Source organism: Geobacillus uzenensis, assembly GCF_002217665.1.
Classification (GTDB): Bacteria; Bacillota; Bacilli; order Bacillales; family Anoxybacillaceae; genus Geobacillus; species Geobacillus subterraneus.
In genome coordinates, this window is the sequence record NZ_NEWL01000005.1 from 1 (window position 1) to 25,067 (window position 25,067).

The window sequence follows — 25,067 nt, forward strand, 5'->3', positions numbered from 1 at the left end:
GTTCGCCGTTTTTTCTCTGGGCAGCTTCCTCTCGATTGGAAATCCGGGATGGCCGCTGCTTTGTTTGAGTATGCCCAAATTTATGGAAGGCGTATGTATAATTTTGGATAATCAACACTCGTGATATTATATAATATATTTAGTGAAAGAGAGGTGAGACAAATGGACATGACGTTAACAGCCAAAATCAAAATTTACCCAACAGCGGAACAAGCAGAAGTATTGAAAGCCACCCTTTCCGCTTATCGACAAGCGTGCAACGCTGTGTCTGTTGTGATTTTTGACACAAAAGTGCTTGCACAAGCCAAGTTACACGACATGACCTATCGTCTACTTCGATCAAACTACGCTTTGCGTTCGCAAATGGCGCAATCTGTGATTAAAACGGTGATCGCTAGATACCGTTCCCTAAAAAGCAATGGTCACGAATGGACATTGGTTCGCTTTAAAAAGCCTGAATATGACCTCGTTTGGAATCGAGATTACTCCATTGTTCAAGGGTTATTTTCTGTCAATACACTAGAAGGACGAATCAAAGTGCCATTCGAACCAAAAGGCATGGAACCATATTTTGATGGCTCATGGACGTTTGGCACAGCCAAACTCGTCTACAAGCATAACAAATTCTTTTTGCACATTCCCATGACCAAAACGATTCCAACCGTGGATGAACACAACATCCGCCAGGTGGTCGGTGTCGATGTGGGTGTTAACTTTCTTGCAGCAGCTTATGATTCGCAAGGGAAAACCACCTTTTTTAACGGGCGAAAAATCAAGCATATGCGTGCCAAGTACAAACGAATGCGAAAAACCCTCCAGCAAAAAGGGACGGCTTCTGCGCGTCGGAAGTTGAAAACAATCGGACAACGAGAAAACCGTTGGATGACGGATGTGAACCATGCTGTCACGAAGGCACTCGTTCGTCAATATGGAGAACGTACCCTTTTTGTATTAGAAGATTTAACAGGCATTCGTGAAAAAACAGAACGTGTACGTATCCATGACCGATATGAAACCGTATCGTGGGCGTTCTATCAGTTCCGTCAAATGTTAGAGTATAAGGCACGTTTGCATGGGTCAAAAGTGATGGTGGTTGCTCCGCATTACACCTCTTTGACATGTCCAAAGTGTGGTCATACGGAAAAAGCCAATCGAAACAAGCGTACACACACCTTTTGTTGCCGAACATGCGGATACACCTCAAACGATGACCGCATTGGTGCTATGAACCTTCAACGAAAAGGAATAGAGTACATCGTTGAAGGAACGACACAGGCATGACCTGCGTCGTTGGGCAGTTGTCAACCTGCCCCTAATGCAACCCCAAGTCAAGGAAGGAGGACGAAGTCCGCTCGCACTTCTGGGGAGTTGCAAGCCCCCACTTCAAGCGTTAGCGAAGTGGGGGTAGTTGACAAAGAACGAAACGATATCATGCAAGCCTTTGATCGATGGCTTATATCCATGAACATCCGGAGAAGGTGCTGCAGCGCTTGGGGGATGGGGCGTGATGAGAAGTCCACTCTTCATGTTGCATGTATATACATAAAGAACGCCTGCTCGTGACGAAAGAAGCGGCTCTCTCACTAGTTCAGAGAGCCGCTTTTTTAGTAGAATAGAAGAAAAATAGAAACGAAGAATAACATTTCTATACGAAGGAGTTATTCCCATGTCATTGCACGATCTTTTCCGCCAAGTGATGGCCATTTACGAACAAGAAAAACGCGAAAAACTGTCAAAAGAGCGACGGTCGTTTCAGCTGGTGACACGAGCGATTCCAGAGGTGTTGAAAACATTGCCTTTCTTACCGCCTGACCGGTATGTGGTGAAAGGTTCTGTCGGTCAAGGGGTGTGGACCGACGTGCCGTGGGTGGCGGTGATGGATCAAGAGGTGACGGATTCGACGCAACGCGGGTATTATATCGTCTACTTATTCAGTGAAGATAGGCGCCGGCTCTATTTGACGCTCGCCCAAGGAGTGACGGAGACGCCGAGAGACGAAATGGAGCGGGTGAAGCGGGACATCCGCCAACTCATTCCCGCTGAAGACTTTCATTCTACAGGAGATCTGCCAGCAAGGGCTATTTTTATACTTGTCTGAGTTTTATCTAGCACCACGGGTTCAACTTGTTTGTCGAGTAATGTTGAATTTTTAGTAGCGATTCTTCTTGACTTTTTTTTTTTGGAAAATATAATTGTCAAAAAGCATTAGAGGAGGTGTATTTTCATGAGCGGAAAAATTATAGTTCGACAAAGGGGATAGCTGTAATAATGGTTTGGCTTGTTTAATAAGTTGGGACCATTGAACAAGGGATGTTCATTGTTCATTTACGGGAAGTTGATTTGGAATTCGAACAAGCGATGATCCCTCAACCAATGTGAAAGATGCTGCGACGTTTACCTGCCCTCATATACATGCAACACCAAGAGTGAACTTTCCATTCATTACAAACTCTAAACATTGCAACAATTCCTCCAGACGCTCATGGATATGCTCTAGGAACCGCTCAATCGCTTGGATGATATCCCGAAATGAGATTGGAGTGGGATTTCTTTTATGAAGAAAACGATTTCGTTAGCAACCATTATTATTTTATTATTATCTCTTGGCACTGTTACTAACGGTTTCTCGGATTATATTGAGGTGTATTCAATTGAAAAACACAAGGATAGCTTGCGTTTAACCTGGAAACAAATTTCTAATGCTAAGAAATATGTTTTATATGATAAAAATGGAGCAGTTTTGTATGAGGGAAATGAAAGGGAGTTTATTCACAAAAACCTAGTAATGGGTGAAATGTATGAGTATGTTTTAGCTGCATTTGATAAAGACGATCGTTTATTGACTAAAATGAATATTATTACAAACACATTACATCCTCTATCGAATGATAGTGTGAAGGTAGATATGTTTTTGAACGAAAGAATGATAAAAATTGATTGGTCAGATATACCACATATTCAAAATTATACAGTTTACCGTGATGGTGAGCCAATAATGATTGTTTCACAGAGTGAGTTTAAAGACTTTAATGTGTCTTTTGGTCGAGAATATATGTATACCATTGAAGGAATCGAAAAAGTAAAAAAATTTGACGAAGCAAAAGGCAAAGTAGTTGAAGATGAAAAAAATCATGTTATCCTAATCCCTTTGAGGCAAGTAATTGATAAGCGTAATACGCATTTTCAGGAATTCTCTAAGTCATTCTCAACATTTGCAGTTGACCCCGTAACTTCTTATCGCAATACCACATTCATTAAGCCTGCTAAAATATCCGCGCCAGACGGTTACTGCTATGGAGGAGATAATCGTAATTTTTCCGCGTCTGCTAGCACATATCGTACTCGAATTGATCTTTCGATTTATTGGCGGGATGGGTCCTATGGATTTTCAAAATATACAAGAGATTCTATCCGTTATAATAAAAACGATAATGGCACATGCGGTTCAAATGAATTGGCAAGGCAAAATGCTGGGACATCAGGTATAACGGCTGTAAAGGAATGGATTACACCGGGCGAAGCACAGTTTCAAATTTCTCATTCTGTTGGATTACCATTTTACATGGGGGCTCCACCAAATATTGATTACAGTTATAGTTTAAATATTCAAAAGAGTGGAGTTACTTATATTAGTGGTAGCCATGATCAGTATCCTTGGCATGAAATTTATAGATCAGATAACGGGGGAACGTGGAAAACTCTGTATCAATTTGATCCTGATGTTGCAGGTACAAATGTCAATTATTTATTTCCTTGGTACCCCAATAAAAAAATCGCAGTGGGCAAGTAATTTTGCATTTAAATAAAGAATTTTCGATATTGATGTCCCGTTTTTATCACCTGACAAGCGGGTACGTTGACAAGAAGGGCAAACAATGCCATGTAAAGCAAGATTGCAACTTTATATTTATATAATAAGGGGATAGTATGAGTGAAAAAATTTTTTGTAGAGGTTTTGTGGGCGTTTGTCATGTTCACGTTTTCTCTCTCTTTGTTTAGTGATTTTGCCTTTGTCATTGCCATTTTACCGTTTGCGGCATTGGCTATTTTTCTTATATGCGCAGTGACAGAAGTGTTTGTTTCTTATTTTGAGAGAAGATGGGGAGTGAAGTGGGGTTGGACAGTTGTTTTAGGAATTGCAATGGTTACGTCGCTTCCTTTTTATCCGTCTTTTGTCTTTATGATTCCCATTTATATTGGGGCAATGGGGTATTATGCAGGGAGGCGACTATTTACTAAATTTTGTAGGATGCAAGGAAAAGCTTAATCACTCACTTTTTGCACCCTCCCGACGAAAATCGGGAGGATTTTTTGCGCTCATCGTCGATGGAGACGCTGTATCTTTTGCGCCTGGACGTCGAATTCGACCAAAATGCGTGGGAACAGGCGAGACGGAAAGCGTCCCGGTTTGTCCTCGTCACGACCGTTCCGAAGGAATGGAAGGGCCAACCCATGGATGCTCAAGAGATCTTGAAGCTGTATAAAGGGCAAATCTCGGTGGAAATGAACTTCGCTTTTTTGAAAGACCCTTTTTTCACGGATGAGATTTACGTCAAAAAGCCAGAACGAGTGGCGGTATTAGGCTATTTGTTTCTGTTGGCCTTGGCCATTTACCGCGTTTTTCAGCGCCGGGTGCGTCAGTTCATTACACCAGAACACCCGTTGAAGGGTCCTGGAGGCCGCAAGCTGACCCGGCTGACGGGGCAGGCAATTTTTCAGCTGTTTCAATATGTGAACGTCGTCCTGCTCAAGCTGCCGGATGGACGCATCCAACGCTCACTGGATCGCTCCCTCACCCCTGATCAGCGAAGGATTCTGCAGGGATTGGGCATGGATGAGAGCATCTACGTGTAACGTGATACGGAACGACGAGCGATGGTAAAAAAGGATTACCATCGCTCGTCGTGTTGGCCAAAAAGTTATTCTGAAAAACTAAATAAAAAAATCCTTTGTTTTGACCTTGTTAAGGTGTGAAATGTGAGTTCAACTACCATTTTCGACGCCAAATACCGCCTGGACTTCGCCGTTTCGGGCAGCTCATACGAAAAACGGTACGGAATGCCGGGCCCGATGGAAGACGACATCAACACGATGCACCGCTACCGCGATTCGCTTGTCGCCCGCCGCGGCGGCCCATACGAGCGCACCGCCTTTGGCGCCTACGTGCTGTTCCCGTGGCATGACGAAGACAGCTACCAAGCGCACCCGCTGTACAAAAGCATCAACGACGTCAACATCGGCGGCCTGCCGTTTTTGCCGAACGCCACCCGCCTGGTCGAGCAGTTCATCGAGCGGCTGATTGAAAAGAATCCCGAAGAACTGCAAAACGAAGGCATTTTGCCGCAAGGGATCATCGAAGAATGGCGGTCGGCGTTCGATGAGCATGTGCTCGTCGGCATGGTGCCAAGCGCGCGGCATTACGAAGCCTATGTGAAGCATCGCTTCTACCATATCCCGGTCAAGCAGCTGAAAAAAGGCTGGCAAGACGCGCGCTACATCGCCCTTTACCCGAAACAAGGAGCTGCCCCGCAAAACGGGGTCACGTGCTTTGGCAAAATCACCGCTGTGAACATCGTCAAACGATCGGCCATCACCGAGCTGCCGAAACGAAGTGATGAGGAATACGTTCGCTTCGAAGTCGAAAGCTGGCACTTTCTCCAACACGTCATCCGCCCCGTCGGCTACGGCATCGCCGTTTATGCGATGACGACGCTCAACACGCTCAAACAGGCGAAAGAACTGCCGGAACTGTTCATGAAATCAAGCGAGGAAATCGCCCTTTGGCGCATACTGCGGCGGCTGTCCGACCGCATCCGCTTCGACCTTGACGCCCGCTACTTGGATCAGGCGTCCAAGATCACCGCGTACCGCGTCAAAAACGTGTCCATCCGCCTGGAAAGCGGCCGACTCATCATCACAAACGGCGCAAAGTACAAAACAATCCCCGCCGACCTGCTCCGCAAGCAGCCGTCGGCCGTGTTTCGCGAAGTGGTGGGGATGATGGGGGAGTGAATGATGGATGATCATGCGTTTATGATCGAGAAACGAGGCCGTGCCTCCATGAACAAGTCGTGTGCATGATGATCAATTTTTGTTTCGACAAATTTCGATATTGTTTTCCGGAATGTTTTAGTAAAATAGATGTGAGCCCATGGTCAAACATGCTTAGATTATTTCAACTGCGTTGAAAGAACGATTCTTTTTATGATTTTGAAACTAACAGGGGTGAACAGCATATGACTGTAAAAGCAGACATCGATTTTCAGAAGGATTTATTTGAGGCAGCCAATAAAATGCGTGGGAGTGTGGCTCCTGCTGATTATAAACACTATGTACTTCCGTTAATCTTTTTGCGCTATCTTTCCAATAAGTACGAACAGCGTCGAAAAGAATTAGAGCAAATTGTAAAAGATCCAAGCAGCGATTGGTATACAGAAGATGATGAAATGCGGCAAGTCATCATCACTGACCCGGACCAATATAAGGCAGAAAACGTCTTTGTAGTGCCTGAAGAAGCAAGTTGGTCTTATATTATGAAAAACGCCAAACAGCCGAATATTAAAGAGATTCTTGATAACGCAATGAAGCGTCTTGAAGAGGAAAACCCAGAACTGGAAGGCATATTGCCGCGAATTTACCAAGGTTCGAACTTGCCGCCTGAAAACGTGGCGGGATTAATCGAAATTTTTTCCCGTGATGTATTTAGCGCCAATACGGATGACAGTGTAGATATATTGGGCCGTACATATGAGTATTTTATTAGTTCGTTTGCCGCTTCCGAAGGCAACAGAGGCGGAGAATTCTTTACACCGTCAAGTATCGTTAAATTGCTTGTTGCCATGCTGGAACCGAAAAGCGGGATTGTGTTTGATCCTGCGTGCGGCAGCGGCGGGATGTTTATACAAAGTGAAGAATATGCGCCAAACAAACACGCTCTTTCGTTTTACGGGCAAGAAAATGTGGTAACGACCGTACGTCTTGGAAAAATGAACGTTTTATTGCATGGCATCAATGCGGAAATTCGTTTAGGAGACTCGCTGTTAAACGATCAGTTCCCTGATTTAAAGGCCGATTACGTGATTGCCAATCCGCCGTTTAACCAAAAAGACTGGGGAGCAGACCGTTTATCAAAAAATGACCCGCGCTTAATCGGGCCAGTTACAAACAGCAATGCAAACTATATGTGGATGCAGCACTTCCTATATCATTTAAATGATACAGGTACAGCAGGATTTGTCATGGCAAACGGAGCCATGACAACGAATGTGAAAGAGGAAAAGGAAGTTCGTCAAAAATTAGTGGACGAAGGATATATTGACTGCATTGTTCAATTACCTGAAAAACTGTTCTTTACCACAGGCATTCCATGCTGCTTATTCTTTTTAAGCAAAAACCGTGATGGCAAAAACGGCTACCGGGCAAGAAAAAATGAAATTTTGTTTATCGATGCCCGCAAAATGGGAACCCTCGTTAGTCGTAAGCAAAAAGCGTTATCTAAAGAAGAAATTGATAAAATCGCAGCCGTTTATCGTTCCTACAAATACGATGGGGCAGAAGGATACGAAGACATTGCCGGGTTCTGTAAAGTTGCCACAATTGAAGAAGTACGAGCCAATGACTACAAATTAACACCGGGGATTTACGTTGGGACGGAAGTATCCAATGAAGACGATGTACCGTTTGAAGAAAAAATGGCTGAATTAACTCAGCGTCTTTTAGAACAGTTTAAAGAATCGAATCGCCTTCAAGAAAAGATTAAGAGAGACTTGGAGGGATTGATGTGAGTGAGTGGAAGCAGATATCATTAGGAAATTTAGTAGAAAGTATCTCTAAAAGACATGCTTTTAATAAGGATCGTTTAATATTTCTTAACACATCAGATATTTTTAATGGAAAGGTTTTAAATAATGAATATACAGATATAAATACTTTACCGGGACAAGCAAAGAAGAGTATTCAAAAAAACGACATTTTATTTAGTGAAATTAGACCTGCGAATAGAAGGTTCGCTTACATTGATTTTGAATCAGAAGATTATGTAGTATCAACAAAACTCATGGTATTACGTCCTAAAAACAATGATATTCTACCGAAGTATTTGTACTACTTTCTAACTTCGGAAGAATCTCTGCGGCACCTTCAGGAAGTAGCGGAATCTAGATCGGGAACCTTTCCACAGATTACTTTTTCTGAAGTGAAAGAGATGGTTATAAATTTACCCCCACTAAAAGAACAGCAACGTATAGTTGAAGTTATTGATTCTCTAACAGAAAAAATTGAACTTAACTTAAAAATTAACGAAACTCTTGAAGAAATGGCCATGACGCTTTACAAGCATTGGTTTGTTGATTTTGGACCGTTTCAAGATGGAGAATTTGTGGAGTCGGAATTAGGGATGATTCCAAAGGGATGGGAAATTAAAAAATTATCTGATATCGTGGAAATTAGAACAACTTCAATAAATCCAAGTAAAACACCGGGTGAGTTTTATTACCATTATAGTATCCCAGCTTATGATGAAGGAAAACTCCCTTCATTGAACTCCGCTGAGTCGATCAAAAGTAATAAATATCTTATTGAAACTGATACAGTTTTAGTATCTAAACTCAACCCTGCGACTCCAAGAATATGGACTGTTTATTTTAAAAAAGAGTCAAAGAACAAACAAATCACTTCAACAGAATTTATACATTATGTTCCAAAGCAAAATATTAATTTTGCTTGGCTAAATTGCTATTTAAGATCAGATGATTTCCAAAATGAATTTAAATCAAATGCAACTGGAACAACACATAGTAGACAAAGAGTTTCTCCAAAAGTAACAAAGAATTTTTTAGTTGTAATTCCTCCTTTCGATGTTATGGCTAGTTTTAATAATAAAGTATCGAGTTACTTTAAATTGATAGATCAAAATTTAAAGTCAATAACTCTTTTATCAGAAACACGAGACTATCTCATTCCTCGTCTTTTATCTGGTGAAATTGATGTATCAAAAGCAGAAAAACAAGTAGAAGAAGTACTTTAAATTGGATATAGATTCGACTAGGAGGTGCAAGCAGCATGGCAACGAGACCTCTAGGTGAAACGGAATTTGAAGAGACGACGATTGAACGTTTAAAGCGGTTAGGTTATGACTATCTTCATGCGCAGGAATTGTTTCAGCGTGGAGAGCGTGACAGTCTTCACGAGGTAGTTCTTTACGGTCGGTTGGAAGCCTTCTTAAAGAAGGCTTATCCGGCCATACCGGAACAAGAAATCAAAAGGCTTGCTCAAATTTTGACGGCGCCGGATGGGGTAAAACTGATTAACCGAAATATGCATTTTCACCAAATGTTGACGAAAGGACTTGAATTTTCTTATGAGGTAAACGATGAAACGTACACGCCTCATGTTTTCCCGATCGATTGGGAACATCCGGAGAACAATGACTTTTTAGTGGTTAATCAATTACCGATTGAAGGGCGCATGTCCCGCCGGCCAGATATCGTTATATACATTAATGGTTTGCCACTGATTGTGTTTGAGTTGAAAAATCCGAACAACGAGCAAGCGACTGTTTATGATGCATATACCCAAATTCAAAACTATACGTATGATATCTCGCAATTATTTAACTACAACGCTTTTGTTGTCATTTCCGATAACGTGGAAACGAAGCATGGGATGCCGTTTGCCGATTACGATTTCTTTGCCTCATGGAAATCGATTGATGGACGAAGTGTCGATAACAACCGCGCCAACACGATGCGCACGCTGATTGAAGGATTATTCCCAAAAGACCGTCTGCTAAATTATATTCGTAATTTTATTGTCTTTTTGGAGGAAGGAAGCAAAATTACAAAAATTGGCGCGAAATATCACCAATTTTTTGGTGTAAACTTCGCTGTCAATGAAGCGATCCGTGCAACGCGTCCGGATGGAGATCGGAAAATCGGGGTAATGTATCATACAACTGGTTCGGGCAAATCGCTAAGCATGTTATTTTTCGCAGGAATTTTATCGCGCCATCATGAAATGGAAAACCCATCTATTGTCATTCAAGTGGATCGTAATGACTTAGATGAACAGTTGCATGATACGTTTGTGCAAGGGAAATCATACATCGGCCATGTGCACCACGCGGAAAATACCGAACAGTTGCGAACATTACTGAGAGGGGAAGCAGGGCAAATTATTTTCTCCACTATTGAAAAATTCCGTAAAAAAGAGGGAGAAACCCGACACCCTGTTTTATCGGAAAGACGAAACATTGTTGTGATTGCCGATGAAGCACATCGCACCCAAGCCGGTTTTGCGGGCGGATTTGCCGCTCAGTTGCGTTATGCTTTGCCGAACGCTTCCTATATTGGATTTACTGTTGCTGGACAAAAAGATTAAGCAGATTGAAATCATTCCTAAGCATCATGCCAGGTTCTTTGAGATTCAGTACAAATATGAAATGCCTGAAGATCAAAGAGAATTAAACGACCAAAAAGCACTGGCAATTGATTTAGGATTAAACAATCTTGCCACTTGTGTCACATCAGACGGCAGATCATTCATCATTGATGGGCGGAGATTAAAAAGTATAAATCAATGGTTTAACAAAGAAACAGGCTTTGCTTGCTATGAATCGCAATAATAAAGTGAATGATTATATCAACAAGACTTGCCGTTACATCATTAACTACTGTATTGAAAATCAAATTGGCAAACTTGTCATTGGCTATGCGGAAACATTACAACCGCGGGAGGAACGCTTTTTCTCAAAACGGTCAGAAGATGGGGGCAAATGGCTATTGGAGCTGTTTTTTTTCGTGCGTGCTTCCAGCTCTTGAACACGGTACTTCAGTTGTTCATTTTCTTTGCGTAGTTGTTTGTTTTCGTGACGCAAATGTTCATTTTCTTGAATGAGTTGATGAATGAGCTGTTTTTGTTGTTGAACTTTGCCGATTAAGCTCTCAACTGTAAATACAGCTTGTTGTACCGTCAACATGCGATTCACCTCCTTGTCTATCAATATTCACATCATAGACAAGAAAAGAAGAAAATATTCAGCTCACTTTATGATGTGGCTGAATAGTTACCAGGCAACAAAGACGCGACACCTAATATATTTCCTGCTTTTTTCTTGTCTAACACTACAAAACCCCCCTCTGTTGATAATAACTTTTTGAATTATAGCCATTCGTTAATTCAACAAGAAACCACCTTCGATTTCCAACATTATACATTATTTAAAGACCGGAGTAAAGTTAAGTCCATATAATTGTGTAAAAAGGGAAATAGAAAAAGAGCCATGTTGCTTCCCCTTTGGTAGAATAAATAGTGGACCAAAAACACCAAACATAAGGAGGAATGCAACCATGGCTCAATATCATATTACCCTAAATGATGAACTTTTGCACGGGTGATTCACCAGAGATGAGGGATTAGTGAAGCTGCTGGAACAAGCCTTAAACCAAATCCTCGAGGCGCAAGTGGAAGAACAGCTGGGGGCTCGCTGTTATGAACGAACGGAAGAACGAAAAGGTTATCGAAACGGTTCGTATCCACGCCAGCTGACGACCCGGGCGGGACGGTTGACCTTGCGCGTTCCACGAACAAGAGATGGAGAGTTCTCTACGGAACTGTTCCAACGGTATCAACGGAGCGAACAAGCACTGGTACTGGCACTCATGGAAATGGTGGTAAACGGGGTGTCTACTCGAAAAATCACCCAAATCACAGAGGAGTTGTGCGGCACCTCGTTTTCCAAATCCATGGTTTCCTCGCTGTGCAAGGGGCTGGATCCGATTATTCAAGACTGGAATTACCGTTCCCTTCATGAACACGTGTATCCGTTTGTACTGGTGGATGCGATTTATACGAAAGTCCGGGAAGATGGACGGGTACGTTCCAGAGCCGTGTTGATCGAAATCGATGAAAAATGGATGTCAGGGCGCAAATACTTGGATATGGCTGAATATTGGCAGTGGCGGAAAATGAAAAAGCAAGAAGCTCGATTGGTGAATCAGGAAGATTCGGAAATGAAAAGAGTGGGATAACCCCTTCGCTGTGTCAAGGAGAACGTGGAATACCGGAGCGAAGCGAGGATATGCCGCGAAAACTCCTTGACACACCTGTTCCTTGACAACATGATCATTTGTCCGGAAAGGCGACCGGCAGGGAGACTTGCCGGACTTACCTACCATACGTCAAGTCATCAGGTCCATGTTGTCTATCAAAGGGGAATTTACACAATCATTTGGACTTGACCGACCGCTGTTGCAGAGAACATGACTGTTGCTACGGATTAACAGGACAAGATTGGCCAAATGATGGTTGTGACGCAATATTATGTAGTTGTGTATATGCTGTTGATCCTTACGGGGTTGCATCAATGGCAATTCAAGCTGTTATGTGCATTTAATTCAAACATGTTTGATTCGTCTATATCTTCCATTCGTGGATAAGAAGCAAAAAAGCGGAGTGTCTATTGTTTATGTAAATAGGCATTCCGCTTTTCTTGTTTTTTATAAGAGAAAGTTGCTCTTCATGAAGTTTGTTCTTAAATTGTGGATTTACCCCACAATCCATTTATCAATATTACATATAAAGTAGGGACTATAGATGCAAGTAACATGAAAATAGGGAAAAGTTTGTAATAAGACTTTAAAAGGCGAATGGATTTAATGTAAAAATAGAGCGCTACAACTAATGCAGTATAATATGCTGGGAAGAATACCCAAGGATTAAGTTTATCTTGATGAAACCCGATTGTCCAACCAACCCCAATAACCAATAGTAATAAGTTAAAGCCAACAACGGATAAAGCAGCCCATTTTAAATCGCCTTTCGTCTTAAATACACTCGTTATGGCGATGCCTAATGTAATAAGGATTAACGCCATTAAAATAGATTTGTATATATCAGGATGATCATGCATTATTTCCACCATTCCAATGATCCAATATAAGATAGTAACCGCACAGCTGCACAAACTAATTACTATCCAACTTATCTTCTTGATTTTAACCACTCCCTTTAGCATATTACATAAATTAATTTTTTGGTTCAAAATATATTATATGTAAAAATAAGTTAATTAACAATAATAAATCCTAACAACCATATAATTGTCCTAATTAGTGAAGGATAACAAAAATTATGTAATAAGTTCTGTTGTAAGTTTGCACATCTTTTCAGTAACATACATAAAATCTGAAGAGGCTCTTTGTTGGGATCCGCTACCTTAAACGTTCTTCTGCAGCTATTCGAACGATTTTTTCATCGATTTGCCCTTTTCATTAAGTATTCGTAAAGGGGTAAGTAGTAGCGAGCGTATTGATTACCCTAGGATATCCTTGGAATTATAAAGCGATTACCTCCATCGCTGCTAGGGTGAATATCGGGATCTTCGTTTCGGCCATCTTCATTATATGTTTGACACATTTATTCAGTTCCTCTAAGGTCAGCGCTTTTATTTGATACCACCATAATAATTCGTTAGTTCAATGGCCGATGTTGGTTGAACTTCAGTCACGTTTTTGGTTAATATCAACGTATATATGTTTGCCGATACATTCGGCAGTTGAACATAAAATTAGGGATTTTCTGCGAGTAGCATTGTATGCTGTGGATATTAGACCATATCAGATATGAGGAGAAAAGTGTTTCTGATGTTTGGGAAACAGGATCAACCACCATTATCTAATGATCAAAGTTACACACGTTCTTTTCATCGTCAAGGGACCGCTTCGCTTATAAATTAAACATCACAGGCTATTAAAAAACTTGATCACCAAGGAGACAGAAGATGCTGTTCTTCTGTACATCGATGAAACCCATATCCGCTCTTACCATGTCTTGCAGTCCACATGGTCAGAAGTCGGCCGCCAAAAACAAGTGCCGACGTTCGGCCATCATGCCCACGCATCGCGGTTTGGCGCGGTCAACATCCACGATGGCGAAACGGTGCTTCATCAAACGACTGCTGCCAATGCCGCGACGTTCTTGAATTTCTTGAGAATGCTCAAAGAGCGCTATCCAGACCGTCTCATCGTCTTGGTGTTGGATCACGCCCGCATTCACCATGCCAACATGGTCAAGGAGTTTTTGCGGGAAGAAGGGCAGTGTTTTCACTTTCTTTCCCTTCCTCCCTATTCGCCACAGCTGAACCCGATCGAACGCTTGTGGAAATGGCTGAAAGACACCGTGATCGCCAATGTGTTTCACAAACATCGAAACGATATCGTCCAGACCTTTGTTTTTGCGTGTTACCCGCCGTATGTACATGCCTACATTACAAACGATATTCTGCTATTTTAAAAGTTTAAATTATTAATTCGTGTGTCTATGAAATTCGGCGTTTTTTTAGGATCCACATCGCGAAATCTTTGATATAACAGCACTTTGGCCAGTTTCATTTGCCTGAAATGGCCTTAAAACTGTCGAACTCGGGAACCAAATGGTAAGAAAAAGAAACAGAGGATGTCCTCAAAAGGTCGGTTTAACGACCTTTCGAGACAGCCTCCTTCTTTTTTTCGCCGCACTTGCCCGTCAGTCAATGCTGCACAGCTCGGGCGGGCAGCCTTCGCAGGCGATCTCATCGCGCAAGTATTGCAAATGGTGAACGCGAATTTTTCCTTTTTGCACGGAGATGACGCCTTTTTTCCGCAAGTCGCCGAGCATGCGGTTGACGACTTCGCGGGCGGTGCCGCAAAAGTTGGCAAGCTCTTGGTTCGTAAGAGGCAGGTCGATCAAAATGCCGTCTTCTTTCATCACGCCGTAGCTGTTGCAAAGGCGGATGAGCGTGGAATAGAGCGCCCCTTTTTTGCCATGTAAAATCAAATCGCGGAATTTCGTTTGCGTTTTGCGGAAATGGAGGCTCATCCATTTCATAAACTCAATCGCCAGTTTCGGGTTGTTGGCGAGCTCTTGTTCGAGCCTTTCGCGCGGAATGGCGGAAACGACGCCGTCTTCCAGCACTTTCGCCGTCAACATGTAGCGGGCGCCGGGGCAAAAGAGCGTCAGCTCGCCGATCAAATCGCCTTGGCTGCAAATGCGCAGCGTCAGCTCCTGCCCATCCATATTCGTCTTGCTAATTTGAATTTTGCCTGATTGAATATAGTAAAGTTCGTCTGCTTTTTCCCCTTCTTGAAACAAGTACGTTCCTTTTTTGACCGAAATCGTGCGGTAAATCGCTGCCAGCAACTCCCGCAGTTCTACAGATACATGATCCATCCCATCACAACCTTCTATATATCGTTATAAAAGATTTTACAGTAAAAAAAAGGGAAGTCAATATAAGGACAGTGGAAATATTGAAAAAATGTTGAACGTTTCGTTCGAACAACCGTCCGCTCTTTTCAATAATGGGGGCCGTGCCAACTGACGGGCATATCCATCTCGCAATTCCGCTGCGGAGCCCTTCCTTTTCCGATCCTTTAAGCGGGAAAAGGAGAAAAATTCCATAAAAATTATTAAATATACATTTGATTTTATTTTTATACAGTATTATAATGAGAACTACATGAGGCATACGGGTGAGGGGGAACGTCATGAAAGTGGCAATCATCGGGGCGACGGGGTACAGCGGCGCGGAGTTGTTCCGCTTGTTGCACGGGCATCCGCATGTGAGCCGCTGCGACGTTTTCTCGTCGTCGCAGGACGGGGTTCATGTATCGGAAAGTTTCCCGCACGTCGGTTCGGTCGATGGTGCGGTGTTGCATAAACTTGAAATCGAGGCGCTTTCCCGTTACGATGCGGTCTTTTTCGCCACGCCGCCCGGGGTGTCGGGGGAGTGGGCGCCGGCGCTCGTGGATCGGGGAGTGAAAGTGATCGATTTATCGGGCGATTTCCGGTTGAAAGACGGCGCGGTGTACGCACAATGGTATGGGCGCGAGGCGGCGCCATCTGCGTATTTAGAGCGGGCGGTGTACGGATTGACCGAGTGGAACCGCGAGGCGGTGCGCGGAGCCGTGCTCCTATCCAATCCGGGCTGCTATCCGACAGCGACGCTGCTTGGCTTGGCGCCGCTTGTCAAAGAAGGATTAATTAAGGAAGACTCGATCATCGTGGACGCCAAATCGGGCGTATCGGGCGCGGGGCGGAAAGCAGGGCTTGGGACGCATTTTTCCGAAGTGAACGAAAACGTGAAAATTTATAAAGTGAACGTCCATCAGCACATTCCGGAAATTGAGCAAACGCTGCAAACGTGGAATGAAGCGATGGAGCCGATTACGTTCAGCACCCATTTGATTCCGATGACACGGGGCATTATGGCGACGATCTATGCGAAGGCGAAACAACCGATTTCGCCAAACGACTTGGTAGATTTATATAAAACAAGTTATGAAGGTTCGCCGTTTATCCGCGTTCGCAAGGCCGGGCAATTTCCGGCGACGAAAGAAGTGTACGGCTCAAATTATTGCGACATCGGCCTCGCCTACGATGAACGGACGGGACGGGTGACGGTCGTGTCGGTGATCGATAACTTAATGAAAGGTGCTGCCGGGCAGGCGGTGCAAAACTTCAATTTGATAATGGGGTGGGATGAGGCAGCGGGCCTCCGATCCTTGCCGATCTATCCGTGAGGGAAGGGGAAAAACGATGACGATCACAAAACAAACGGGGCAAGTAACGGCGGTCGCCGATGGAACGGTCGTCACGCCGAAAGGATTTCAAGCGGCCGGGGTGAATGCCGGGCTGCGCTATTCGAAAAAAGATTTAGGGGTTATTCTATGCGACGTGCCAGCTTCAGCCGCCGCTGTGTATACCCAAAGCCATTTCCAGGCGGCGCCGCTCAAAGTGACGCAGGCGAGCCTCGCTGTAGAACAAAAATTGCAGGCGGTCATCGTCAACAGCGCGTGCGCGAACGCCTGCACCGGTGCGCAAGGGCTCAAGGACGCCTATGAAATGCGCGAGCTGTGCGCGAAACAGTTTGGCCTGGCGCTGCACCATGTGGCCGTCGCTTCAACGGGCGTGATCGGGGAATATTTGCCGATGGAGAAAATTCGCGCGGGCATCGAAAAGCTTGTTCCAGGGGCGACGATGGCGGATGCTGAAGCGTTTCAAACGGCGATTTTAACGACGGATACGGTGATGAAGCGCGCCTGTTACCAAACGACCGTCGATGGGAAAACGGTCACCGTCGGCGGGGCGGCGAAAGGATCGGGGATGATTCATCCGAACATGGCGACGATGCTTGCGTTCATTACGACCGATGCCAACATTTCTTCGGCGGTGCTGCATGATGCGCTCCGGTCGATTACCGATGTATCGTTCAATCAAATTACCGTCGATGGCGATACGTCGACAAACGATATGGTCGTCGTCATGGCGAGCGGCTTGGCCGGAAACGATGAACTGACGCCGGATCATCCGGAGTGGGAACACTTTTATGAGGCGTTGCGGAAAACGTGCGAAGACTTGGCGAAACAGATCGCAAAAGACGGCGAAGGGGCGACGAAGCTCATTGAAGTGCGCGTGCGCGGCGCGAAAACGGACGATGAGGCGAAAAAAGTCGCGAAGCAAATCGTTGGCTCCAACTTAGTGAAAACGGCTGTTTACGGCGCAGACGCCAACTGGGGGCGGATCATCGGCGCGATCGGTTATTCGGATGCCGACGTGAACCCGGACAACGTTGATGTCGCCATCGGGCCGATCGTGATGCTGAAAGGAAGTGAGCCGCAGCCGTTCTCGGAGGAGGAAGCGGCCGCCTACTTGCAAAATGAAATGATCGTCATCGATGTCGATCTTCATATCGGCGATGGCTTTGGGATTGCTTGGGGCTGCGACTTGACGTACGATTATGTAAAAATTAATGCCAGCTACCGGACGTAAGGAGAGAGAAAGATGAACAAAACGGTCGTCATCAAATGCGGCGGCAGCGTGCTTGATGAGCTGTCCCCTGCCTTTTTTGCCAGCGTCAGAACGATGCGGGAACAAGGGATGGATGTCGTCATCGTCCACGGCGGCGGGCCGGAAATCGGGCAAATGTTGAAAAAACTGGCGGTGCCGAGCGAGTTTGTCAACGGCTTGCGGAAAACGACGAAAGAGGTGCTTGCCGTTGTGGAAATGGTGCTCTCCGGCAAAGTGAACAAACAGCTTGTCGCGATGCTCAGGCAGCACGGTTTGCCCGCGGTCGGTGTTTCCGGCGTGGACGGGGGGCTGCTCGAAGCTGAACCGATTGACTTTGCTAAACTTGGCTATGTCGGCCGTGTGAAAACCGTTCGTTCCCAGCTGTTGCGCACGCTGCTTGCGGCGGGCTACATCCCGGTCATTTCCCCGCTTGGCATCGATCAAAACGGGCAAACATACAACATTAACGCCGACACGGCGGCTGGGGCGGTCGCAGCGGCCATCGGCGCCAGCCAGCTCGCGTTTGTGACGAACGTGCCCGGCATTTTGCGAGACGGCGCGCTCGTGGCCGAGGCGACGGCGGAAACGATTGAACGACTGATCGAAGACGGCGTCATCACGGGCGGGATGATTCCGAAAGTGAAAGCAGCGCTCTCCGCCTTGTCCGATGCGCTGCCCGAGGTGATGATCGTCAGCGGCAAAACGACGTTTTACCAGAACGGAACATGGCACGGCACAACGATTCGCAAAGAAGTGGGGGTATATTTATGAGCGCGCTGTTTCCGACATACAACCGTTGGAAGATCGCCGTCCAAGCCGCGGAAGGGACGGTTGTGACCGATGTGAATGGAAAACAATATCTCGACTTTGTCTCCGGCATTGCCGTCTGCAATCTCGGCCATCGCCATCCGCACGTCCAAAAGGTGATTGAAAAGCAGCTGAATCAATATTGGCACGTATCGAACTTGTTTACGATTCCCATTCAAGAAGAGGTCGCGTCCTTGCTTGTCGCCCACAGCGCCGGCGACTGCGTCTTTTTCTGCAATAGCGGAGCCGAGGCGAACGAAGCGGCGCTGAAGCTGGCGCGCAAACATACTGGGAGACACAAAGTCATTACGTTCCGCCAGTCGTTTCACGGCCGCACGTTCGCGACGATGGCGGCGACCGGGCAGGAGAAAGTGCATAGCGGTTTTGGTCCGCTGCTTCCGGAATTCATTCACTTGCCGCTGAATGATGTCGACGCTCTCAAGCAGGCAATGAACGAAGAAGTGGCCGCGGTGATGCTTGAGGTCGTCCAAGGGGAAGGCGGCGTCCGCCCGGTGGATCCGGCGTTTTTGCAAATAGCGTCGGAGCTGTGTCAACAGCACGGGGCGCTTTTGATCATCGACGAAGTGCAAACCGGCATCGGACGGACCGGGAAGCCGTTTGCGTACCAGCACTTTGATGTGGAGCCGGACATCATCACCGCAGCGAAAGGGCTTGGAAGCGGCATTCCGGTTGGGGCGATGATCGGCAAAGCGTTTTTGAAAGAGTCGTTTGGACCTGGGGTGCACGGGTCGACGTTTGGCGGCAACCCGATCGCGATGGCCGCCGCCAAGGCGACGCTTGAAGTTGTGTTTGATCCGGCGTTTTTGCAAGATGTGCAGGAGAAAGGCCGCTATTTGCTTGCACGCCTCCATAACGCGCTCGCTTCGCTTGACATCGTCAAGGACGTGCGCGGGCTCGGGTTGCTGGTCGGAATCGAGTGCCAAACGGACGTCGCACCGCTGTTGCCATTGATTCACGAAAACGGCTTGCTCGTCCTTTCGGCGGGGCCGAACGTGATCCGCCTGTTGCCGCCGCTTGTCGTGACGAAAGCGGAAATCGATGAAGCGGTGGACATTTTGATAAACGTGTTGAACAACGCCAACGCCTCAGCCGTCTTGTAAACGGACGGCCGACGGCTTAATTTTTATTCCTGTTCATGCATAAAAATTCTTGAACGGTTATAAAAACTCAAACGATGAGGTGGCGCCAATGAAAGCGTACTTGCATGTGGCGAGCGGAAAAACGTTCAGCGGCGAGCTCGCCGCTCCGCTTGAAGAAAAGGTGAGCGGGGAGATCGTTTTTTTCACCGGCATGACCGGTTATCAAGAAGTGTTGACCGACCCGTCGTATAAAAACCAAATCATCGTTTTTACGTACCCGCTGATCGGCAATTATGGCATTAATGAAGACGATTTTGAAAGCAAGCGGCCGCACGTCGAAGCGGTCGTCGTCTACGAAGCGAGCGGCACAGGATTTCATTACGGGGCGAAATACAGCTTGGCAGAATACTTGCAGCATTGGAACATTCCGCTTCTCACGCATGTGGACACGCGCGCCCTTGTGAAAGAAATCCGCACCGCTGGGACGATGATGGCGGAATTAAGTTTGTCGCCGATTTCAGCCGTTGGAGGCGAGGAAGTAGTATTTCCCGTGCGTGCGGTGTCAACGAAAACGATCGAAACATACGGCGAAGGCGGCCCGCATTTGGTGCTCGTCGATTTCGGCTATAAAAAATCGATTTTGCAGTCGCTTCTTGCGCGCGGCTGCCGGGTGACGGTTGTGCCGCATGATACGGCGCCGGAAGCGATTGACGCGCTGAAACCGGACGGGCTTGTCCTCTCGAACGGCCCGGGCGATCCGAAACAGTTACGCCATCAGCTTCCCGCTATCCGTCAGCTGATCGACCGGTATCCGACGCTTGCGATTTGCCTTGGCCATCAGCTCGTTGCCTTGGCGTACGGGGCGGATACGGAAAAACTCCGCTTCGGGCATCGCGGCGCCAATCAACCGGTGTGGGACGCGGTGAAACAAAACGTGATGATGACATCGCAAAACCATAGTTATGTCGTCAAAGAAGGCAGTTTGGTGGGCAAACCGTTTGACATTCGTTTCATCAACGTCAACGACGGTTCGGTCGAGGGCATCGTCCATCGCCATAAACCGATTTTGTCGGTGCAATATCACCCGGAGGCGCATCCGGGGCCGCACGATACCGGCTATATTTTCGACGAATTTTTGCAAACCGTGTTCAAGGGAGAGAACGTGTATGCCTAAAGATTCTTCGCTTCAGTCGATTCTCCTGATCGGGTCGGGGCCGATCGTCATCGGCCAGGCCGCCGAGTTTGATTATTCCGGCACACAAGCGTGCATCGCCTTAAAGGAAGAAGGATATCGCGTCATTTTAGTGAACAACAATCCGGCGACGATCATGACCGATGAAGTTCATGCCGATGCCGTGTATTTTGAACCGCTCACCGTCGATGCGGTCGAAGCGATTATTGCCAAAGAACGCCCGGACGGGCTGCTCGCCACGTTCGGCGGCCAGACAGGGCTCAACTTGGCGTTTCAGCTGCATGAAGCCGGCGTGCTTGAAAAGTATGGGGTGAGACTGCTCGGAACACCGATTGAAGCGATTAAGCGCGGGGAGGACCGCGAAGCGTTCCGCGCGTTAATGCACGAGCTTGGCGAACCGGTGCCGGAAAGCGAAATTGTTACAAGCGTCGAGGAAGCGGTCGCGTTCGCCGAACAAATCGGTTTTCCGATCATTATTCGTCCTGCGTATACGCTCGGCGGGACGGGCGGCGGCATTGCCGAAAACATGGAGCAGTTTCTCGCGCTCGTAGAAAAAGGATTGAACGAAAGCCCGATTCATCAATGTTTGATCGAACGGAGCGTCGCCGGATTTAAGGAAATTGAATATGAAGTGATGCGCGACCAATCGAATACGTGCATCACGGTTTGCAATATGGAAAACGTCGATCCAGTCGGCATCCACACGGGCGATTCGATCGTCGTCGCACCGTCGCAGACGTTGACCGATGAGGAGTACCAAATGCTCCGTTCGTCGGCGGTGAAGATCATTTCCGCCTTAGGGATCATCGGCGGCTGCAACATTCAGTTCGCCCTTGACCCGAACAGCAAACAATATTACTTGATTGAAGTCAACCCGCGTGTCAGCCGCTCGTCAGCGCTGGCGTCCAAGGCGACCGGCTACCCGATCGCCCGCATTGCGGCGAAGCTCGCGGTCGGCTATACGCTTGCGGAACTCGTCAACCCGGTGACGAAAACGACGTACGCCAGCTTTGAACCGGCCTTGGACTATGTCGTCGTCAAGTTTCCGCGCTTGCCGTTTGACAAGTTTCCGCATGCGGATCGGAAACTCGGCACGCAAATGAAGGCGACCGGGGAAGTGATGGCGATCGACCGCAACATGGAGCGGGCGTTTCAAAAAGCGGTGCAGTCGCTCGAAGGCAAAAACAACGGACTGTTGTTGCCGGAGCTTTCGGTGAAAACGAATGATGAGCTGAAACAGCTGCTTGTCGACAAAGACGACCGCCGCTTTTTCGCGATTTTGGAACTGCTCCGCCGCGGGGTGGCGGTTGAAGCCATTCACGAATGGACGAAAATCGACCGCTTTTTCCTTTGCTCGTTCGAGCGGCTTGTCGCCCTTGAAAAACAGGCAGCGGCTGCAACGTTGGACACGATTGAGGAGCAAACGTTCCGTTTCTTGAAAGAAAAAGGATGTAGCGACGCCTTTTTAGCTGAAACGTGGGGCGTGACGGAGCTTGACGTGCGCAACAAGCGGAAGGAACTTGGCATCGTGCCGTCATACAAAATGGTCGACACGTGCGCGGCCGAATTTCATTCAGAAACGGATTATTACTACTCGACTTATTTCGGCGAAGACGAGCGAAAACAACCGAGCGGCAAAGAGAAAGTGCTGATCATTGGAGCCGGACCGATCCGCATCGGCCAAGGCATTGAGTTCGACTACAGCTCTGTTCATAGCGTGTTCGCCTTGCAAAAAGAGGGCTATGAAACGGTGATGATCAACAACAATCCGGAAACGGTGAGCACCGACTTTGCCGTCGCCGACCGTCTGTACTTTGAACCGCTGACGCTTGAGAGCGTCCTCGATGTTATCGAAGCGGAACAAATCAAGCATGTCATCGTTCAATTTGGCGGTCAGACGGCGATCAATTTGGTCAAAGGGCTTGAAGAAGCCGGCGTGCCGCTGTTGGGCGTCACGTACGATATGATTGACCAGCTCGAGGACCGCGATCGTTTTTACCAGTTGCTTGAGGAGCTTGACATCCCGCACGTACCGGGCTTGATGGCGAACAACGCCGAGGAGCTCGCCGCCAAAGCGGCTGAGATCGGCTGCCCGGTGCTGCTTCGTCCGTCGTATGTCATCGGGGGCCGCGGCATGTTTATCGTCCATAGCGAGGCGCAGCTCGCTGCTTTGATCGAGCAAGGCGAGTTGACCTATCCGATTTTGATTGATGCGTATTTGGACGGGAAAGAGGCAGAAGCGGACATCGTGACGGATGGAACAGACATCGTGCTGCCGGTCATCATTGAACACGTCGAAAAAGCCGGCGTCCACTCCGGTGACAGCTATGCTTGGCTGCCGGCGCAGACGCTCACAGACGAAGAAAAAGCGAAAATCATCGACTATGCGGGCCGGATTGCGAAAAAACTCGGCTTTAAAGGAATTATGAACATTCAATACGTCATTGCGGACGGCAATGTATATGTCCTGGAAGTGAACCCGCGCGCGAGCCGGACGGTGCCGATCGTCAGCAAAACGACCGGCGTGCCGCTGGCGCAAATTGCGACAAAATTATTGCTTGGGAAATCGCTTGTCGACATCGTGGACGAAAAAGCGCGCGGCTTGGCGGTCATGCCGTACGCCGTGTTAAAGTATCCGGTCTTTTCGACCCATAAGCTGCCGGGGGTTGACCCGGTGGTTGGGCCAGAGATGAAATCGACCGGCGAAGGCATCAGCATCGCCGCAACGAAGGAGGAAGCGGCGTATAAAGCGTTTTATCCGTATTTGCAAAAGAAAGCGAACGCGAACGAGGTCTATGTCATTGGCAACATCGACGCCGAGCTGGAGGCGGAGATGACGGCGAAACAGCTGACCATCGTCGCTGATGTCCCGTTTTCCGATTGGGTGAAGCGCGACACGGCGCTCGCGGTGATCGACTTGGGCAAAGAGGAAGGCGAAGCGAACAAACGAATGACTGCGTTGTCCCGACAATTGCTCGTCTTCACGGAACGTGAGACATTGAAGCTCTTCTTGCAGGCGCTCGATGTCGATCATCTTGATGTGCAGCCGATCCATGGCTGGTTGGAAAAGAAAAAACAGGCAGAACAGGCGGTGATCGCATGAATGCAGTGATGTCATTAAAAGGGAGAGATTTTTTAACGCTTCTTGATTTCTCGACAGAAGAAATTTTGGACTTGCTGGCGTTAGCAACTGATTTAAAAGCGAAACAAAAAGCCGGTGTATCGTATACGCCGCTTTCCGGGAAAACAATGGCGATGATTTTTGAAAAGCCGTCAACGCGCACGCGCGTGTCGTTTGAAGTCGGCATGATTCAGCTTGGCGGCCAGGCGATGTATTTAAACGGAAACGATTTGCAGCTTGGCCGCGGCGAAACGATCGCCGATACGGCCCGCGTCTTGTCGCAATACGTCGATGTCATTATGATTCGCACATTTGCCCATCAAAAAGTCGAGGAGTTGGCCGAATATGCGTCCGTTCCGGTCATCAACGGCCTGACGGACGACGATCATCCGTGCCAGGCGTTGGCGGATTTGCTGACGATTTATGAAGTGAAGAAAACGTTCCAAGGCGTCAAGCTCGCCTATGTCGGCGACGGGAACAACGTCGCCAACGCCTTGCTTGTGGCCGCGGCGAAAGTCGGCATGGATGTCGCCATCGCCTGTCCGCCGGGCTATGAGCCAAGGAAAGAATATGTCGAGGCGGCGTGCCGGATCGGTGAACAGACAGGCGCCGCCGTCACGGTGACGCACGACCCGCTTGTGGCGGTGGCGGGGGCGGATGCGATTTATACGGATGTCTGGACGAGCATGGGCCAAGAAAGCGAAAGTGCTGAGCGGCTACAAGTGTTTCAGCCGTATCAAGTCAACGAAGAGCTCGTCAAAGCGGCAAAACCGGATTATCTCTTTTTGCATTGTCTGCCGGCCCACCGCGGCGAAGAAGTGACGGCCGGCGTCATGGACGGTCCGAACTCGGTCGTCTTTGAGCAGGCCGGCAACCGGCTTCATGCGCAAAAAGCGATTTTGTTGTCCGTTTTATAGCAAAGGGGGAATTCCCGTTTCGGGAGTTCCTTTTTCACTTTGAAAAGGATTTCGAGGGGAGAGCTCCTTTTCGTTGTGAACAGCTTGGCGTTCCGTTTGCGATCTTC

General features: G+C 47.3%; 17 protein-coding genes and 5 pseudogenes. 19 read left to right on the forward strand and 3 right to left on the reverse strand.

The genetic code is table 11. The features are described 5' to 3' along the window. Positions 1–162: 162 nt before the first annotated feature. From B9L21_RS05255 to B9L21_RS05300, 10 genes and pseudogenes are all read left to right on the forward strand, one after another. A complete protein-coding gene (locus B9L21_RS05255) occupies positions 163–1,281 on the forward strand; it encodes an RNA-guided endonuclease InsQ/TnpB family protein (protein WP_063857299.1) in 1,119 nt (372 codons plus the stop codon). 385 nt (positions 1,282–1,666) lie between these two features. Next, entirely contained in the window at positions 1,667–2,098 is a 432-nt protein-coding gene (locus B9L21_RS05260) for an MrcB family domain-containing protein (RefSeq protein WP_063857313.1), read from the forward strand. A 456-nt stretch (positions 2,099–2,554) separates the two neighbouring features. Further along, positions 2,555–3,790 (forward strand): DUF3238 domain-containing protein, encoded by a 1,236-nt coding sequence (locus tag B9L21_RS05265; RefSeq protein ID WP_063857312.1) that lies wholly within the window; start codon positions 2,555–2,557, stop codon positions 3,788–3,790. Positions 3,791–3,931: 141 nt separating this feature from the next. Beyond that, positions 3,932–4,267 (forward strand): hypothetical protein, encoded by a 336-nt coding sequence (locus B9L21_RS05270; RefSeq protein WP_044744776.1) that lies wholly within the window; start codon positions 3,932–3,934, stop codon positions 4,265–4,267. A 59-nt stretch (positions 4,268–4,326) separates the two neighbouring features. Next, positions 4,327–4,854: pseudogene (locus B9L21_RS05275) on the forward strand (transposase); the annotation flags it as partial. 123 nt (positions 4,855–4,977) lie between these two features. Next, complete coding sequence (locus B9L21_RS05280) at positions 4,978–6,012, forward strand: nuclease domain-containing protein (RefSeq protein WP_225995618.1); 1,035 nt, start codon at positions 4,978–4,980, stop codon at positions 6,010–6,012. A 224-nt stretch (positions 6,013–6,236) separates the two neighbouring features. Next, positions 6,237–7,784: a type I restriction-modification system subunit M gene (locus B9L21_RS05285; protein WP_063857310.1), complete on the forward strand. Its 1,548-nt coding sequence runs from the start codon at positions 6,237–6,239 to the stop codon at positions 7,782–7,784. Then, positions 7,781–9,025, forward strand: coding sequence for a restriction endonuclease subunit S (locus B9L21_RS05290; protein WP_082828109.1), 1,245 nt, complete (start codon positions 7,781–7,783; stop codon positions 9,023–9,025). The genes B9L21_RS05285 and B9L21_RS05290 overlap by 4 nt, the downstream gene beginning before the upstream one ends. Positions 9,026–9,060: 35 nt before the next feature. Next, positions 9,061–10,356 (forward strand): annotated as a pseudogene (locus B9L21_RS05295) (type I restriction endonuclease subunit R); the annotation flags it as partial. After that, positions 10,355–10,724 (forward strand): annotated as a pseudogene (locus tag B9L21_RS05300) (transposase); the annotation flags it as partial. The pseudogenes B9L21_RS05295 and B9L21_RS05300, both read left to right, overlap by 2 nt. A 2-nt stretch (positions 10,725–10,726) precedes the next feature. Here B9L21_RS05300 and B9L21_RS05305 read toward each other — a convergent pair. After that, a pseudogene (locus B9L21_RS05305) lies at positions 10,727–10,975 on the reverse strand (DUF6444 domain-containing protein); the annotation flags it as partial. A gap of 370 nt (positions 10,976–11,345) precedes the next feature. Here B9L21_RS05305 and B9L21_RS05310 point away from each other — a divergent pair. Beyond that, positions 11,346–11,900 (forward strand): annotated as a pseudogene (locus B9L21_RS05310) (transposase); the annotation flags it as partial. A gap of 629 nt (positions 11,901–12,529) precedes the next feature. On the opposite strand, the gene B9L21_RS05315 reads toward B9L21_RS05310, so the two are convergent. After that, on the reverse strand, positions 12,530–13,000 hold the full coding sequence (locus tag B9L21_RS05315; RefSeq protein WP_063165560.1) for a hypothetical protein: 471 nt from the start codon (positions 12,998–13,000) through the stop codon (positions 12,530–12,532). A gap of 755 nt (positions 13,001–13,755) precedes the next feature. Here B9L21_RS05315 and B9L21_RS05320 point away from each other — a divergent pair. Continuing rightward, complete coding sequence (locus B9L21_RS05320) at positions 13,756–14,289, forward strand: IS630 family transposase (protein WP_063165561.1); 534 nt, start codon at positions 13,756–13,758, stop codon at positions 14,287–14,289. 231 nt (positions 14,290–14,520) lie between these two features. Here the strand turns inward: B9L21_RS05320 and B9L21_RS05325 are convergent, their stop codons facing one another. Beyond that, positions 14,521–15,204 (reverse strand): Crp/Fnr family transcriptional regulator, encoded by a 684-nt coding sequence (locus tag B9L21_RS05325; protein WP_063165562.1) that lies wholly within the window; start codon positions 15,202–15,204, stop codon positions 14,521–14,523. Positions 15,205–15,521: 317 nt separating this feature from the next. Here B9L21_RS05325 and argC point away from each other — a divergent pair, with 317 nt between their 5' ends. From argC to argF, 7 genes are all read left to right on the forward strand, one after another. After that, a complete protein-coding gene (gene argC / locus B9L21_RS05330; RefSeq protein WP_063165563.1) occupies positions 15,522–16,556 on the forward strand; it encodes an N-acetyl-gamma-glutamyl-phosphate reductase in 1,035 nt (344 codons plus the stop codon). A gap of 16 nt (positions 16,557–16,572) precedes the next feature. After that, entirely contained in the window at positions 16,573–17,805 is a 1,233-nt protein-coding gene (gene argJ / locus B9L21_RS05335; protein WP_063165564.1) for a bifunctional ornithine acetyltransferase/N-acetylglutamate synthase, read from the forward strand. Positions 17,806–17,817: 12 nt separating this feature from the next. Then, positions 17,818–18,594: an acetylglutamate kinase gene (argB, locus tag B9L21_RS05340; protein WP_063165565.1), complete on the forward strand. Its 777-nt coding sequence runs from the start codon at positions 17,818–17,820 to the stop codon at positions 18,592–18,594. Next, positions 18,591–19,751, forward strand: coding sequence for an acetylornithine transaminase (locus B9L21_RS05345; protein WP_063165566.1), 1,161 nt, complete (start codon positions 18,591–18,593; stop codon positions 19,749–19,751). Before argB ends, B9L21_RS05345 begins: the two co-directional genes overlap by 4 nt. 88 nt (positions 19,752–19,839) lie before the next feature. Continuing rightward, positions 19,840–20,904 carry a carbamoyl phosphate synthase small subunit gene (locus B9L21_RS05350; RefSeq protein WP_063165567.1) on the forward strand — a complete coding sequence of 355 codons (1,065 nt, stop codon included), beginning with the start codon at positions 19,840–19,842 and terminating at the stop codon, positions 20,902–20,904. After that, positions 20,897–24,025 carry a carbamoyl phosphate synthase large subunit gene (locus B9L21_RS05355; RefSeq protein ID WP_063165568.1) on the forward strand — a complete coding sequence of 1,043 codons (3,129 nt, stop codon included), beginning with the start codon at positions 20,897–20,899 and terminating at the stop codon, positions 24,023–24,025. The genes B9L21_RS05350 and B9L21_RS05355 overlap by 8 nt, the downstream gene beginning before the upstream one ends. Beyond that, positions 24,022–24,960: an ornithine carbamoyltransferase gene (gene argF, locus B9L21_RS05360; RefSeq protein ID WP_063165569.1), complete on the forward strand. Its 939-nt coding sequence runs from the start codon at positions 24,022–24,024 to the stop codon at positions 24,958–24,960. The genes B9L21_RS05355 and argF overlap by 4 nt, the downstream gene beginning before the upstream one ends. Positions 24,961–25,067: the final 107 nt, after the last annotated feature.

Bases quoted from the DNA above. Each gene is read 5' to 3' on its own strand.
- B9L21_RS05255 (WP_063857299.1), top strand. From the start codon at position 163: ATGGACATGACGTTAACAGCCAAAATCAAAATTTACCCAACAGCGGAA.
- B9L21_RS05260 (WP_063857313.1), top strand. From the start codon at position 1,667: ATGTCATTGCACGATCTTTTCCGCCAAGTGATGGCCATTTACGAACAA.
- B9L21_RS05265 (WP_063857312.1), top strand. From the start codon at position 2,555: ATGAAGAAAACGATTTCGTTAGCAACCATTATTATTTTATTATTATCT.
- B9L21_RS05285 (WP_063857310.1), top strand. From the start codon at position 6,237: ATGACTGTAAAAGCAGACATCGATTTTCAGAAGGATTTATTTGAGGCA.
- B9L21_RS05325 (WP_063165562.1), bottom strand. From the start codon at position 15,204: ATGGATCATGTATCTGTAGAACTGCGGGAGTTGCTGGCAGCGATTTAC.
- argC (WP_063165563.1), top strand. From the start codon at position 15,522: ATGAAAGTGGCAATCATCGGGGCGACGGGGTACAGCGGCGCGGAGTTG.
- argJ (WP_063165564.1), top strand. From the start codon at position 16,573: ATGACGATCACAAAACAAACGGGGCAAGTAACGGCGGTCGCCGATGGA.
- argB (WP_063165565.1), top strand. From the start codon at position 17,818: ATGAACAAAACGGTCGTCATCAAATGCGGCGGCAGCGTGCTTGATGAG.
- B9L21_RS05345 (WP_063165566.1), top strand. From the start codon at position 18,591: ATGAGCGCGCTGTTTCCGACATACAACCGTTGGAAGATCGCCGTCCAA.
- B9L21_RS05350 (WP_063165567.1), top strand. From the start codon at position 19,840: ATGAAAGCGTACTTGCATGTGGCGAGCGGAAAAACGTTCAGCGGCGAG.
- B9L21_RS05355 (WP_063165568.1), top strand. From the start codon at position 20,897: ATGCCTAAAGATTCTTCGCTTCAGTCGATTCTCCTGATCGGGTCGGGG.
- argF (WP_063165569.1), top strand. From the start codon at position 24,022: ATGAATGCAGTGATGTCATTAAAAGGGAGAGATTTTTTAACGCTTCTT.